This window comes from Streptomyces sp. NPDC042336, from assembly GCF_055581985.1.
Map to the genome: position 1 here is coordinate 104,070 of NZ_JBVJEA010000005.1, position 14,380 is coordinate 118,449.

The following is a 14,380-nucleotide window of genomic DNA, read 5'->3' on the forward strand; positions in this document are numbered from 1 at the left end:
AACCTAACGCACGCCGCCCACGGCCCCCCGAGTTGTCCACAGGGGGCCGTATCGCCGCTGGTCAGCGGTGCTACGCCGGCTGCTGGGAGCCCGCCGCCGTGATCTCCCGCACCCACGGCGTCCGGGTGTCGACGCGGCTGCTCTTCTGGACGTCCCAGGTGCCGTAGCGCGGGTTGAGGTCGACGTCGAGCTTCTTGGACGCCTCGGACAGGGCCTGCCAGAACTCGGGCCGGCTGGTGTCGGTGCCGAGGCTCTGGGCGAGCTTCTGGGCCTCCAGCTGGACGAGGAGGTTGTCGTCGAGGCGGTCGGGGGCGACGCCGTACTGCTGGAGCCAGACGGTCTCCAGCTGCTCGGGGCCGCCGGCCTGCTCCTCCAGCTCGCCGCGCATGCCCTGCACCTCCTTGCGGCTGACGGTCACTCCGGCGTCCTGGGCGGCGCGGTGCAGCACCCGGTCGAGGACCATGCCGTGCAGGGTGTCGCGGGTGAGGGTGCCGGTCCGGGCGACGACCTGCTGGTACTGGGTGTCGTCCGGGACGGCGGCGCGCTGTGCCTCGCGCACCTCGTCGACGCGGTTCTCCAGCTGGGCGACGGTGATCCGCTGGTCGCCGACGACGGCCGCCGCGCCCGGATGCGCGTCGTTGCCGCAGGCGGTGAGCAGGGGTGCCGCTGCGGCGATCGCGGCGGTGAGGAGAAGCGCGGGGCGACGGCGGCGGCGGTGCAAGGGTACCTCCCGTTTGGAGATTGTGCGACGGTGCACAAAGTCTTGCGGTGATCGATGTTAGGCAGTGGCCCGGCTCTGGCCAACCCATTGGACCAACGATTCATCAGGACTTCGGGCACCGCCTCGCGCCCGGCCTCCGGCGGCGGTGGCCGGCCGGTGGTCAGCCGCGCACCTGGCCGAGCCACTGGAGGGTGCGCCGGATGTCGGCCGCGAGCGGGTGGCCGGGGCCGTGGACGCGCTCCACGTCGTGCAGCAGCCGGGCCAGCGTGTCGTGGGCGCCGGCGCGGTCGCCGAGGGCTAGCAGGAGGTGGCCGATGCGGCGGCGGACGTCGTGGGCGAGGTCGGGGTCGCCGGCGACGTACTGGTTCTCGTAGTACGGCAGCAGCGCCCGGTACTCGGCGAGGGCGGCGGCCGGTTCGCCGAGCTGTTCGAGGCACTGGGCGGCGTCGTAGCGGTGGCGCAGGGACTGCGGGTCGGCCTGGCCGGCCTCGGCGGCGCGTTCGTCGGCGAGGCGGCGCAGTTCGGGCAGGGCGCGCCGGTACTGGCCGTCGTCCAGGAGGGTCGCCGCGTACTGCTTGCGCAGGGTGCGCACGACCGGGGAGCGTTCGCCGTGCTGCTCGGCGGCGGCGGGCAGGATCGCGCCGAGGATGTCGACGGCCTGGGTGATGCGGCCCTCGCCCAGGAGTCGCTTGACGTCGTCGACGGCGCGGGCGACGTCCGGCTTCCCGGCCTCGGCGGCGGCCGGTACGGGCGCCGGTTGCGGCGCCGGGGTGCGGGCGCGGTCGGGCCAGGGGGCGTGCGGGCGTACGAAGGGGCGGGTGGGGTCGAGGGGGCCGCCGGTGGGCATGCCGCGCGCGGGCAGCAGCAGCGCGAGGTGCTCGTAGACCTCCTGGGCGGAGTCGGGGCGGTGCTGCGGGTCCTTGGCGAGCAGGCGCAGGACCAGGGCCTCGAGCGCCTCCGGGACCTCCGGGCGGATGCGGCGCACCGGCAGCGGGGGCTCGTGCAGGTGCCGGTGCAGCACGCCGAGCGCCGTGGAACCGGCGAACGGAACGTCGCCGCTGAGCAGTTCGTGCAGCAGCACCCCGAGGGCGTAGAGGTCGGTGTACGGGCCGACGGCGCCGCCCATGGCCTGCTCCGGCGCCATGTAGGCGGGCGAGCCGATGGGGGTGCCGGTGTGGGTGAGGCGGGTGGTGTCGGCGTCCATGACGGAGGCGACGCCGAGGTCGAGGACGGTGACGGTGCCGTCCTGCTTGACCATGACGTTGCGCGGCTTGAGGTCGCGGTGGACGATCGGCACGGCGTGCACGGCGCTCAGTACGGCGCACAGCTGGGCGGCGACCGCGACGGCCCACTGCCACGGGTAGGGCTGGTGCTCGGCGAGGTGGTCGGAGAGGTCGGCGCCGTCGACGTACTGCATGACGAGGAACAGCTCCTCGCCCTCGCTGCCCGCGTCGTGCACCGTGACCAGGCCGGGGTGGTCGACCTGTGCGGTCACCCGGCACTCGCGCACGAACCGGCGGCGCAGTTCGTCGGCCTCCTGGCCGGCCACCTTGTCGGGGCGCAGCAGCTTCACCGCCACGCGCCGGTCCAGGCGCCGGTCGTAGGCCGTCCAGACCTGTCCCATGCCGCCCTGGCCGATGAGCGTGGACAGCTCGTACCGGCCGGCGACGACGCGTCCCGTCGCCACGGTCACCTTCCGCCCTGCTGGTGGCCGCCGTCGTGGTGGCGCAGGTAGTCGCTGAGCTCGTCGAGTTCGGCGCGGACCTGGTCGATGCGGGCGGGGGCGGGGGGGTGCTGCGGCGGCGGGGCGACGGGGGCGACGGGGGCGGCGGGCGCGTACGGTGCCACCGGGTGCGGTGGCACCGGGTGGGCCGGGCCGTAGTACGGCCCCGCGACGGGGGCGTGGGGCGGCGGGTGGCCGGCGAAGGGGCGCGGGGCGGCGTGCACCCGTATGTCGGTCACCAGGAAGTACGCGGCGGCCGCCGCTCCGATCAGCAGGAGCCCGGCCATCGCGACGTCCGTCCGGTGGTCCGTCTCGGGCAGCGAACCGACGACGGCGAGACAGGCGATGGACAGGGGCAGACTCACCCAGGCGGCCGTCCAGTCGTACCAGCGGCCGCGCAGGACGGCGACCCGGAACAGCGGTACGCAGGCGAGCAGCCCGCACGTCAGGAAACCGGCGGCGGCGTACAGCACGCGCAGGGTGATGACGGTGGACGCGCCGCGGGAGGGCGGCGGCCCGGCGCTGTTGCCGTACATGACTGCTCCTGGACCGGTGATGCCGACGTGCCGAACGGACCGGACCGCTCGGAGTGGGAGTCCGAGCGTATAGGTCCGGACGGACAACGGGTCACGGTTGTACCGAACCGTTGTCGGGCCGCTCTCCGCTGGTCACCGGCCCGGGTCCACCGTGCCGTCCGTGAGCCCGTCGTACATGCCGCGCACCAACTGCTCGCCCAGGCGGCCCGCGAGCCGCAGCGCGCGCTCGAACTCGTCGAGGGCGCGGAAGCGGTCGCCGTAGCCGCGCTGGGCGTCGAGGGGCAGCCGGGGCAGTTGGAGGCGCCGCACGTCGAGGCGGGTGGCGGTGGAGGCGTAGCTGCTGGCCTGCCGGTGGTTGGCGGTGCCGCGCAGGAACCCGGCGAGGAACCAGGGGTCGAGGGCGTCGGGGTCGGGGCGCAGGAGCACGAGGTTGCGTCCGAGCGCGGCACCGGCCGTGGCCGCGTCGATCACGCGCGCGACGGAGCCGCCGCCGAGCACGGGCACGACGACGTCGCCGGGTTCGGTCAGGACGGCTTCCTCGTCGCCCTCCGGGAGGGTGCCCGAGGGGCCGGTGCCGGTGAGGACGTCGTGGTCGGTGAGCAGGGGTACGCGCGCGTGGCCGCCGTTCGTCCCGGTGCGCAGGGTGAGGGCGCCGCCGCGGGCGAGTTCACCGACGGTGGTGAGCGGCCGGTGGGGCGCGGGGCGGCCGGTGCCGGGGGCCGCGGGAGCCAGTTCCGCGGTCAGCCGCAGGGTTTCGTCCAGGCGCTCGCGCACGTCCGCGAGCCGACCGGTGTCGCCGGTGGCGCCGGGGGGCGGCAGATGGCGGGCGGGGGCCAGGTCGACGTCGTCGTCGAGGAGTTCGATGACGGGCACGCAACGGGCCAGGCCCGGCCGTTCGTCGAGCCGTCCGGTGCGGTCGAAGGCGCCCCAGGCGTCGAGCACGGCCTCCCGCACGGACCGCCAGTCCGGTCCGCCGCGCCCCTCCCCGGCGAACTGCCCCGCGTCGGCGAGCAGCAGCCCGGGTTGCGCCGGCGCCCGCTCGGGCCGGCGCAGCACCCACAGGTGCAGGGGGAGGTTGTACGGGGGTGCCGCACCGACCGGCAGGGCGATCACGGCGCGCAGCGCGCCCCGGCGCAGCAGATCGGCGCGGACCCGGCGGCCGGAGCGGCGGGAGGCGGCGGCGGGCGGCATGAGGACGACGACGGTGCCGCCGTCCCTGACCCGGGCCAGGGCGTGCTGCACCCAGGCCAGTTCGGACTCGGTGCGGGCCGGGAAGCCGTACTCCCAGCGGGAGTCGTAGGCGAGTTCGTCGTGGCCCCAGTTGCGCTCGTTGAACGGCGGGTGGCACAGCGCGGTGTCGGCGCGCAGGCCGGTGCGGGCGTCCGCGCGCAGGCTGTCGCCGGCGGCGATCCGGACGGCGGCGTCCGTGCTCAGGGCGAGCCGCAGCGCGGTGAGGGCGGCCAGTGCGGGGTCGCTGTCCTGGCCGTACAGCTCCTGCCCGGGCCGGGCGGCGGCGCGGAGTAGGCTTCCGGTGCCGCAAGCGGGGTCGAGCACCGTGCGGGCGGGGCCGGCGAGTTCGGCCATCAGCTCGGCGAGCGGGTCCGGCGTGAGCGTGTACTGCCGCGGATTGGCGTCGAGGTGCCGGCCGAGCAGGAACTCGTAGGCCTTGCGGGCGCCCGGCCCGGCGGCGAGTTCGGCGGCGCCGCGCAGGAGCGGTGCGGAGGACAGCAGCCCGGGGCCGGCCGGGGTGGTGACGGCGCGTTCGGGGCCGGGGCCGAAGCGGGCGTCGAGCACCTGGCCGAGGGCGGCGGGCAGCAGGGCGGCCAGGCGTTCGTCGGAGCCGGCGCTCGCCTCCAGCCAGAGGGTCGGGCGGTCGTGGACGAGCAGGAGGGCGCAGCCTGCGTGCACCAGGGCGGCGGCCGGTCCCTCGGGATGGCCGACGAGTTGCTGCCAGACGCGTTCGCGTGGGGGGACCTCGGCGAGTTTTCCCTGGGCGCGCAGCCAGGCCTCGACGTCGGCGAGGGCGAAGGACGGGCTGGTCTCGGTGCCGCCGACCGGTTTGGGGAAGTCCGCGTGGCGGCGGCGCCAGTTGCTGACGGCGGCGCGGCCGACCCCGGCGAGCCGGGCGATACCGGCGGCGGTCACCTCTGTCCCGTTGTCCTGCACGGTCGGCCCCCTCGTCCTGGTGTGGGACGCCGATCCTACCGAGGAACACGATCAGACACCGATTCACAGCGTGTACTGGCATCCTGATGTGAACTGTGTTGACTCGGTTCACAAGCTCTGGTCTCATTGACACATCGAACCGGCCGAGGTGATGGACTTCGGTTCACGGTCGATTGATCTGTCTCTGGGGAGAGGACTGACGTCATGGGCATGAAGACCAAGATCGCGCTGGGTGCCGTGGTGGGGATCGCCGTCATCGGCGCGCTGTCGGCGAACGCGGGCGACGGGGACGACGACACCAAGGGCGACAGCCGGACCTCCGCCGGCTCGCGCGAGACGGCGGACGGCGCGAAGACGGAGGGTGACGCGAAGACGGAGGGTGACGCGAAGACGGACGGCGCGTCCGGCGCGAAGCCCTCCGAGGACAAGGCCACCGAGAAGGCGTCCCAGGCCGAGCAGTTCCAGGCGTTCGTGCGGAAGAACGGGACGCCCGGGGAGAAGGACGCCGTCGCCCATGTCACCAAGGTGCAGGGCGCCGACGAGCAGAACGACATCCTCGACGCCGCCGACGTCTACACCGACTTCACCGGCGGCATCATGGGCGAGGGCACGGGCCCGGCCAAGCTCATCGCCTCCGCGTTCGCCGACTGGAAGGACAGCGAGAACGGCCTCGTCACGGTCTACGACGCCGACGGCGAACTGCTCGGCAACGGCCAGTTCTGAGCACCGGACCGCGCTCACCGCCGACCGGGAATCCGGCCCTGGTCACGCCCCGCCCGGCCCTCGGGGCACCGACGACACCGACGCGGTAGCCGCGTCAGCCCCCGCACTGCTGCGACATCATCGCCCGGTCCGCCTCGGTCACCGCCAGCTCGTACTTGACGGCGACCTGGGCGAAGCGGACGGCGTACGCGCACCGGACCGACTTGGCGGGCGGCAGCCAGGAGGCCGGGCCGGAGTCGCGCTTGGCGGAGTTGGCGCGGCCCTCGACGGGGAGCAGGTTGAGCGGGTCGTTGGCCAGCTGCTCGCGTTTGCCCTCCGGCCAGCGCGAGGAGCCCATCTGCCAGCTGTACGACAGCGGCACGACGTGGTCGATCTGGACCTCGCTCGCCTTCTGCTTGCGCCACTCGATACTCGTGCCGGTGTACGGGTCGTCCAGCGTCATCGCGATGACGACGCAGTCCGAGCCAGACCTGAAGCGCACCTTCTGACCGTCGCGTTTCAGCAGGTCGTTGCGGGTGTCGCAGCCGTTGCGGGCGAGCGGGACACCGTCGGCGGTGTCCATCCAGGCGTAGCCGAACTCGTCGCGGTCGTACCCCGTCTTCGGGCCGCGCCCCTTGGTCTTCAGGCCGTCGATCAGCTTGCGGGCCGTCGCCCGCGGGCCGTCGCCGGTGACCGGGGCGAGGCCCGGTGCGGTGCCGTCCGGGTTGTCCAGCGGGCTGGCGGCGTGGCCGGAGGCGGGGGCCTCGGCGCCACCGCCCGAGGCCGGGGCGCCGTCGCCGGCCTCCAGGCCTTCGCAGCCGGTCACCAGGGCCAGGGCGAGGGCCGCCCCCGCGGCCCAACCGGTACGGATCCTGCTGTGCCGCCTCATGCGCGCCCCTCCCCTTGCCGTTCGCAGCCACCACCGTAGCGAGGGAGAGGTCAGGGCCATAGTGGGCCTTAGACGGACGTCAGTGGGCACACGAGACATATCTGTCGTAACGTCGACAGTGAGTCACGTCTCGGAAGGAGCTCTGCATGGGCATCCTCGACAAGATGAAGAGCATGGCCGGCAAGGACAAGGACAAGTCAAGGAAGATGTCCGACGCGGCCGAACGCCAGGTCAACCAGAGGACCGGCGGCAAGTACGAGAAGCAGGTCGACGCCGCGCAGCAGCAGGCCGAGGGCAAGCTCGGCTTCGGGCGCGACCAGGGCGGCGGCCGGGAGCAGCACTAGCCGCTCCCCGCGACCGGACACGTCGAAGCCGTCCACGGAACTGTCCCCGTGGACGGCTTCCTCGTGTGGCCGCCCCCGGCCCCGAGTGCTACGACCCCAGGATCGAGGTGAGGAACTCGCCCACCCAGCCGAGCAGTTCCCGCCCGACCAGCGGCTTGCCGCCCACCTTCGCGGTCTTCGGGCGCGGCACGAGCACCTGGTGTGTGCCCGACTTGATGACGCTGCCCGGGTAGAGCCGCTTGAGCCTCAGCTCCTGGGACTCGCGCAACTCCACCGGCGCGAAGCGGATGTTGTTGCCCTGGAGCACGATGTCGCCGACGGCGCACGCCCGCGCGAGCATGCGCAGGCCCGCGACCAGCAGCAGGTTCTCCACCGGCTCGGGCAGCTTGCCGTAGCGGTCGACGAGTTCCTCGCGTACGGCCTTGATGTCCGCCTCGCTGTTGGCGGAGGCGATGGACCGGTAGGCCTGGAGACGCAGCCGCTCGCCGGGGGCGTAGTCGTGCGGGACGTGCGCGTCGACGGGCAGCTCGATCTTGACCTCCAGCGGCGGCTCCTCCTCCACCCCGCCCTCCAGCGAGGCCCGGTAGTCCGCGACGGCCTCGCCGACCATCCGCACGTACAGGTCGAAGCCGACGCCGGCGATGTGCCCGGACTGCTCGCCGCCGAGCAGGTTGCCCGCGCCGCGGATCTCCAGGTCCTTCATCGCCACGTACATGCCCGCGCCCATCTCGGTGTGCTGGGCGATGGTGGCGAGCCGCTCGTGCGCGGTCTCGGTCAGGGGCTTCTCCGGCGGGTAGAGGAAGTACGCGTAGCCCCGCTCCCGGCCTCGGCCGACGCGGCCGCGCAGCTGGTGGAGCTGGCTGAGGCCGAAGTTGTCGCCGCGTTCGACGATGAGGGTGTTGGCGTTGGAGATGTCGATGCCGGACTCGACGATGGTCGTGGAGACCAGCACGTCGAACTTCTTCTCCCAGAAGTCGACGACGACCTGCTCCAGGGCCTGCTCGGACATCTGGCCGTGGGCGGTGGCGATGCGCGCCTCGGGGACGATCTCGCGGAGCTTGGCCGCCGCGCGGTCGATGGACTCGACGCGGTTGTGGATGTAGAAGACCTGGCCCTCGCGCAGCAGCTCACGGCGGATGGCGGCGCCGATCTGCTTGTGCTCGTAGGGCCCGACGAAGGTCAGCACCGGGTGCCGCTCCTCCGGCGGGGTGGTGATCGTGGACATCTCGCGGATGCCGGTGACGGCCATCTCCAGGGTGCGCGGGATGGGGGTCGCGGACATGGTGAGCACGTCGACGTTGGCGCGCAGCTTCTTCAGCTGCTCCTTGTGCTCGACGCCGAAGCGCTGCTCCTCGTCGACGATGACCAGACCGAGGTCCTTGAACTTCGTCTCGGAGGAGAACAGGCGGTGGGTGCCGATGACGATGTCCACCGAGCCCTCGCGCAGCCCCTCCAGGGTCGCCTTCGCCTCGGTGTCGCTCTGGAAGCGGGACAGCGCCCGCACGTTCACCGGGAACTGGGCGTAGCGCTCGCTGAACGTCCCGAAGTGCTGCTGCACCAGCAGGGTGGTGGGGACGAGCACGGCGACCTGCTTGCCGTCCTGGACGGCCTTGAAGGCGGCGCGGACCGCGATCTCCGTCTTGCCGTAGCCGACGTCGCCGCAGACCAGGCGGTCCATCGGGACCGTCTTCTCCATGTCGTCCTTGACCTCGGCGATGGTGGTGAGCTGGTCCGGGGTCTCCGCGTAGGGGAAGGCGTCCTCCAGCTCGCGCTGCCAGGGGGTGTCCGCGCCGAACGCGTGGCCCGGCGCCGCCATCCGCGCGCTGTAGAGCTTGATCAGGTCGGCGGCGATCTCCTTGACCGCCTTCTTGGCGCGGGCCTTGGTCTTGGTCCAGTCGGCGCCGCCGAGGCGGTGCAGGGTGGGGGCCTCGCCGCCGACGTACTTGGTGATCTGCTCCAGCTGGTCGGTGGGGATGTAGAGCCGGTCGCCGGGCTGGCCGCGCTTGGCGGGGGCGTACTCCACCACCAGGTACTCGCGGGTGGCGCCCTGGACGGTGCGCTGCACCATCTCGATGTAGCGGCCGACGCCGTGCTGCTCGTGGACGATGAAGTCGCCCGTCTCCAGGGTGAGCGGGTCGATGGTCTTGCGGCGCCGGGCCGGCATCCGCGCGCCCTCGCGTCCGGCGGCCTTCTGGCCGGTCAGGTCGGTCTCGGTGAGCACGGCGAGCTTGAGGGCCGGGTCGACGAAGCCGTGGTCGATCGAGCCGCAGGAGACGTGCACGACGGAGGGGCTGAGCGTGCCGAGGTCGGTGTCGAGGCGGGCGGCGATGCCCTCACCGCCGAGGACCTCGACGGTGCGGGTCGCGGGGCCGTGGGCCTCGGTGACGTAGACCGCGCGCCAGCCGTCGGCGAGCCAGCCCTTGGTGTCGGCCAGCGCCTTGGCGGTGTCGCCCCGGTAGGTCTCGGGGGCGTGCATGCCGAGCTTGAGGGTGTCGGCGTCGTCCAGCGCGTCGTCGGCGGCGAAGGGCGAGACCGACCACCACATCATGTCCAGCTCGCGGGCCCGCTCCCGCACGTCCGCGAGGGACCACAGGGAGGCCGCGTCGACGTCGATCGGCGCCTCCCCGCCGCCCGCGGTGGCCGCCCAGGAGGCCTGGAGGAACTCCTGCGACGTCGCCACCAGGTCGGCGGCCCGGGTGCGCACCCGCTCCGGGTCGCAGACCAGGGACATCGAGCCCTTGGGCAGCACGTCCAGGAGCAGCTCCATGTCGTCCACGAGGACCGGGGCCAGGGACTCCATGCCCTCGACGGCGATACCCTCGGCGATCTTGCCGAGCAGTTCGCCCAGCTCGGGGTGGTCCTCGGCGAGGGCGGCGGCCCGCTCGCGCACGTCCTGGGTCAGCAGCAGCTCACGGCAGGGCGGGGCCCACAGGCCGTGTTCGGCGACCTCCAGGGAACGCTGGTCGGCGACCTTGAAGTAGCGGATCTCCTCGACGTCGTCGCCCCAGAACTCGACCCGGAGCGGGTGCTCCTCGGTCGGCGGGAAGACGTCCAGGATACCGCCGCGCACGGCGAACTCGCCGCGCTTCTCCACCAGCTCGACCCGCGCGTACGCCGCTGCCGCCAGCGCCTGGACGACCTCCTCCAGGTCGGCGCCCTGTCCGGTGCGCAGGGCCACGGGCTCCAGGTCTCCCAGGCCCTTGACCTGCGGCTGGAGCACGGAGCGAACGGGTGCGACGACGACCGAGACCGGGCCGGTCTCCGGGTCGTCGGGGCGGGGGTGGGACAGCCGCCGCAGGACGGCGAGGCGGCGGCCGACGGTGTCGCTGCGGGGGCTGAGCCGCTCGTGCGGCAGGGTCTCCCAGGAGGGGTACTCCACGATGCCCTCGGGCGGCAGCAGGGAGCGCAGCGCCGCCGCCAGGTCCTCCGCCTCGCGTCCCGTCGCCGTCACCGCCAGCACCGGGCGGCCCGTCTCGCGGGCCAGGGCGGCGATCGCGAAGGGCCGGGCGGCGGGCGGGCCGACCAGGTCGACGTGCATGCGGTTGCCGTCTGCGGCGGCGGAGACCGCTTCCGCGAGGGCGGTGTCCTTGACGACGGCGTCGAGCAGACCGTGCAGGCTCATGGAGGGGGCGCTTCCGTCCTGGGGTGGGGCAACACGAGTAGCCCGACTCGGTGAGGGTCGGGGGTGTCCAGGTTACGTCGGTCTGCTCGCCGGCGCCGGGGGCTGTGGACGACGCCGGCTGCGCGGTGGCCGGTACCGCGGTGGCCGTACCAGGGGCCCCGCCCCTGGCCCCCGGGCCTGTGCCCACCCACCACCCGACTCGGTGGGTCCAGAAGTGGCCCCAAAAGAGACCCGGCGCCTCCGTCCCCTGGGACGTCGGTGCCGGGCTCTCCCCCGCAACCCCCGTGTGCGGTGGCTGTCGGGCCGGGTGCTACTCCGTCGCGATGGCGTTCAGGACGTTCATGCGGCCCGCCCGGAAGGCCGGGACCAGGGCGGCGAACAGGCCCACGAAGGCCGAACCGATGAAGACCCCGATGATCGTCGGCCAGGGGATGTCGAGGACGTTCAGGCCCTCCAGGGCGAGCAGCTTCTGGGCCGTGGCGCCCCAGCCCATGCCCAGGCCGAGGCCGAGCAGGGCACCGAAGAGGGCGATGACCACGGACTCCATGCGGATCATGCGGCGCAGCTGGCGGCGGGAGAGGCCGATGGCCCGCATCAGGCCGATCTCCCGGGTCCGCTCGACCACCGACAGCGCCAGGGTGTTCACCACACCGAGGACGGCGACGATGATCGCGAGGGCGAGCAGGCCGTAGACCATGTTCAGCAGCTGGCCGATCTGGTCCTTCAGCTCCTGCTTGTAGTCGGTCTGGTCGGCCACCTGGTACTGCGGGTAGGCGTCCAGCGACTTCTTCAGCGCGGCGTACGCCTGGTCGGCCTGGCCGTCCTCGGCCTTGGCGAACATGATCGTGTTCGGCGGGACGTTCTCGGCCGGCAGGTACTTCCGCATCGTCTCGATGCCGATGTACCGGGCGCCCTGGTCGATGGCCACGTCGTCGCTGGTGATCGCGGCGACCTTGAGCTTCGCGGTCCGGCCGCCCTTGAAGGCGACGGAGAGGGTGTCGCCGACGTGCACGCCGTGCTTCGCGGCGTAGTCCGAGCCGACCGACATGGCGTCGGTGCCGTAGGCGGCGGAGAGCTTGCCCTCCGTCGTCACGCGGCGCACGTCCTCGGCGTAGGTCGGGTCGGCGGCCGTGACGCCGTCGTCGTCCGTCTTGCCGTCGGGCGAGGTCAGCGTGGCGTCGAGCACCTTGTAGCGGGTGACGTGCTCCAGGCCGGGCGTGTCGGTCATGGCCTTCTCGGCCTGCGGCACGATCCGCTGGTTGCCCTGGACGATGAAGTCCGCGCCGACCGTCTTGTCCAGCTCGCTGGTGGCCGAGGCGACCATCGAGGAGCCGACGACGGACAGGCAGGCCACCAGGGCGAGGCCGATCATCAGGGCGGCGCCGGTGGCACCGGTGCGGCGCGGGTTGCGCAGGGCGTTGCGCTCGGCCAGGCGGCCCACGGGGCCGAAGGCGCGCAGCAGCACCGCGCTGATCACCCGCACCACGAAGCCGGCCAGCAGCGGGCCGATGACGACGAACCCGATGAGCGAGAGCACGATGCCCGCGCCGAGCATCATGGAACCGTCGCTCGCCTTGTCGGCGGAGGCGGCCGTGAGCAGGGCGGCGACGCCGGCGCCGGTGAGCACCAGGCCGATCAGGCCGCGTATCCAGCCGGCCTTGGCGTCGGCCGGGGTGCCGGCGTCGCGCAGGGCGGCCATCGGGGAGATCCGGCCGGCCCGGCGGGCGGGCAGATAGGCGGCCAGGACGGTGACCACGACGCCGAGGATCAGGCCGATCACGGGGGTCGCCGTCTTGACGGTCAGGTCGTCGGTGGACAGGTTCATGCCCGCCGCCGACATCAGCTTCATCAGGCCGACGGCGATGCCGACACCGGCCGCGACACCGAGGACCGAGCCGACGACGCCGAGGAGGAGCGCCTCGACCAGCACCGAGCGGTTGACCTGCCGGCGGGAGGAGCCGATGGCCCGCATCAGGCCGATCTCGCGGGTGCGCTGGGCGACCAGCATGGAGAAGGTGTTGATGATCAGGAAGATGCCGACCAGGAACGCGATCCCGGCGAAGCCGAGCATGGCGTACTTGATGACGTCCATGAACTCGCCGACGTCCTCGCGGCCTTCGTCCGACGCCTCCTTGGCCGTCTGGATCTTGAACGTGTCGCCCAGCGCGCCGGAGACGTTCTGCTTGAGCTGCGCGTCGGTGACACCGTCGTCCGCGGTGACGTTGAACTGGCTGAACCGGTCCGCGCCGCCGAGCAGTTCGCGCTGGGCGGTGGGGGTGTCGAAGTAGACGACCGCGGCACCGGGGTTGGTCACGGTGAACGAGGCGATGCCGACGATCTTGGCCTTGAAGTCGCCGGTCTGCGCGATGGTGCGCAGCTCGTCGCCGATCTTCAGGTCGTGCTTGTCGGCGGTGTCGGAGTCGACCATCGTCTCGGTCGGGCCGCGCGGGGCGTGGCCCGAGGTGATCTCCATGGACCGCAGGTCGTTCTTGGTCCAGTTCCCGGCGATGGTGGGGGCGCCGCTGGTGGCCCCCACGTTGTCGTTGTCGGCGTTGACGACGGTCACGTTCATCGAGGCGACCGCGCCCTCGACGGACTCCACGCCGTCGACCGAGCGGATCTTCTCCAGCGTGGACGCGGGCAGCGACTCGGGCACTCCGTTCTGCGGGGTGTCCTCGGCCTCGGCGTCCTTGGGGGCCACCGTCACGTCGGAGGAGGTGACGGCGAAGAGCTTGTCGAAGGTGGTGTTCATCGTGTCGGTGAACACCAGGGTGCCGCAGACGAACGCCACCGACAGCAGCACCGCCACCGCCGAGAGCGCCATGCGGCCCTTGTGCGCGAAGAAGTTGCGCATCGAGGTCTTCACGACGGTCATGACGTGCGCCCCCGCGCGTCGAAGTCCTTCATGCGGTCGAGGACGGCTTCCGCGGTGGGCTGGTACATCTCGTCCACGATCCGGCCGTCGGCGAGGTACAGCACCCGGTCCGCGTAGCTGGCGGCCACCGGGTCGTGGGTGACCATCACGATGGTCTGGCCCAGTTCGGTGACCGACCGGCGCAGGAAGCCGAGCACTTCGGCGCCCGCGCGCGAGTCCAGGTTTCCGGTCGGCTCGTCGCCGAAGATGATCTCGGGGCGGGCGGCGAGGGCCCGCGCCACCGCGACCCGCTGCTGCTGGCCGCCGGAGAGCTGGGTCGGCCGGTGCTTGAGCCGCCCGGCGAGCCCCACGGTCTCCACGACCCGCTCCAGCCACGCGCGGTCGTACTTGCGGCCCGCGATGTCCATGGGCAGCGTGATGTTCTCGATCGCGTTGAGCGTCGGGAGCAGGTTGAACGCCTGGAAGATGAAGCCGATCCGGTCCCGGCGCAGCTGCGTGAGCTTCTTGTCCTTCAGGCCGGTGATCTCGGTCTCGTCCAGGTAGATCTGACCGCCGGTGACGGTGTCCAGGCCGGCCAGGCAGTGCATCAGCGTGGACTTGCCGGACCCCGAGGGGCCCATGATCGCGGTGAACTGGCCGCGCGCGATGTCCACGTCCACGTGGTCGAGGGCGACCACCCGGGTCTCTCCCGATCCGTAGGCCTTCACGACCTGCCGCGCTCGCGCGGCAACGGCCGTACGCCCTCCCGTGCTCCCGTGCGTGGGAATACTTACGGCCGATGTCATGTCAAGTCTCCTATGTC

General features: G+C 72.6%; 10 protein-coding genes. 2 read left to right on the forward strand and 8 right to left on the reverse strand.

What is annotated here, in order from left to right; all coding sequences use genetic code 11:
- Nucleotides 1-70 precede the first annotated feature (70 nt).
- From ACZ6IM_RS13335 to ACZ6IM_RS13350, 4 genes are all read right to left on the reverse strand, one after another.
- Nucleotides 71-721 carry a SurA N-terminal domain-containing protein gene (locus ACZ6IM_RS13335; protein ID WP_052842183.1) on the reverse strand — a complete coding sequence of 217 codons (651 nt, stop codon included), beginning with the start codon at nt 719-721 and terminating at the stop codon, nt 71-73.
- A 160-nt stretch (nt 722-881) separates the two neighbouring features.
- On the reverse strand, nt 882-2,372 hold the full coding sequence (pkaE, locus tag ACZ6IM_RS13340; protein WP_469556798.1) for a serine/threonine protein kinase PkaE: 1,491 nt from the start codon (nt 2,370-2,372) through the stop codon (nt 882-884).
- A gap of 38 nt (nt 2,373-2,410) precedes the next feature.
- Nucleotides 2,411-2,980: a hypothetical protein gene (locus ACZ6IM_RS13345; protein WP_469556564.1), complete on the reverse strand. Its 570-nt coding sequence runs from the start codon at nt 2,978-2,980 to the stop codon at nt 2,411-2,413.
- 132 nt (nt 2,981-3,112) lie between these two features.
- Entirely contained in the window at nt 3,113-5,146 is a 2,034-nt protein-coding gene (locus tag ACZ6IM_RS13350) for an N-6 DNA methylase (RefSeq protein ID WP_469556566.1), read from the reverse strand.
- A 204-nt stretch (nt 5,147-5,350) separates the two neighbouring features.
- Between ACZ6IM_RS13350 and ACZ6IM_RS13355 the strand changes: the two genes are divergently transcribed.
- Nucleotides 5,351-5,869, forward strand: coding sequence for a hypothetical protein (locus ACZ6IM_RS13355; RefSeq protein WP_469556568.1), 519 nt, complete (start codon nt 5,351-5,353; stop codon nt 5,867-5,869).
- A 94-nt stretch (nt 5,870-5,963) separates the two neighbouring features.
- Here ACZ6IM_RS13355 and ACZ6IM_RS13360 read toward each other — a convergent pair whose 3' ends face one another.
- Complete coding sequence (locus ACZ6IM_RS13360) at nt 5,964-6,737, reverse strand: HNH endonuclease family protein (RefSeq protein ID WP_469556569.1); 774 nt, start codon at nt 6,735-6,737, stop codon at nt 5,964-5,966.
- Between the two features lie 146 nt (nt 6,738-6,883).
- On the opposite strand from ACZ6IM_RS13360, the gene ACZ6IM_RS13365 reads away from it, so the two are divergent.
- The gene (locus ACZ6IM_RS13365) at nt 6,884-7,081 is read left to right on the forward strand and encodes an antitoxin (RefSeq protein ID WP_052842189.1); all 198 of its coding nucleotides are present in this window, start codon (nt 6,884-6,886) and stop codon (nt 7,079-7,081) included.
- Between the two features lie 88 nt (nt 7,082-7,169).
- Here the strand turns inward: ACZ6IM_RS13365 and mfd are convergent, their stop codons facing one another.
- From mfd to ACZ6IM_RS13380, 3 genes are all read right to left on the reverse strand, one after another.
- Nucleotides 7,170-10,703, reverse strand: coding sequence for a transcription-repair coupling factor (gene mfd / locus ACZ6IM_RS13370; RefSeq protein ID WP_052842190.1), 3,534 nt, complete (start codon nt 10,701-10,703; stop codon nt 7,170-7,172).
- Between the two features lie 310 nt (nt 10,704-11,013).
- Nucleotides 11,014-13,578, reverse strand: a complete 2,565-nt coding sequence (locus ACZ6IM_RS13375) for an ABC transporter permease (RefSeq protein WP_469556572.1) — start codon at nt 13,576-13,578, stop codon at nt 11,014-11,016.
- Nucleotides 13,575-14,363, reverse strand: a complete 789-nt coding sequence (locus ACZ6IM_RS13380) for an ABC transporter ATP-binding protein (protein WP_052842192.1) — start codon at nt 14,361-14,363, stop codon at nt 13,575-13,577. Before ACZ6IM_RS13380 ends, ACZ6IM_RS13375 begins: the two co-directional genes overlap by 4 nt.
- Nucleotides 14,364-14,380: the final 17 nt, after the last annotated feature.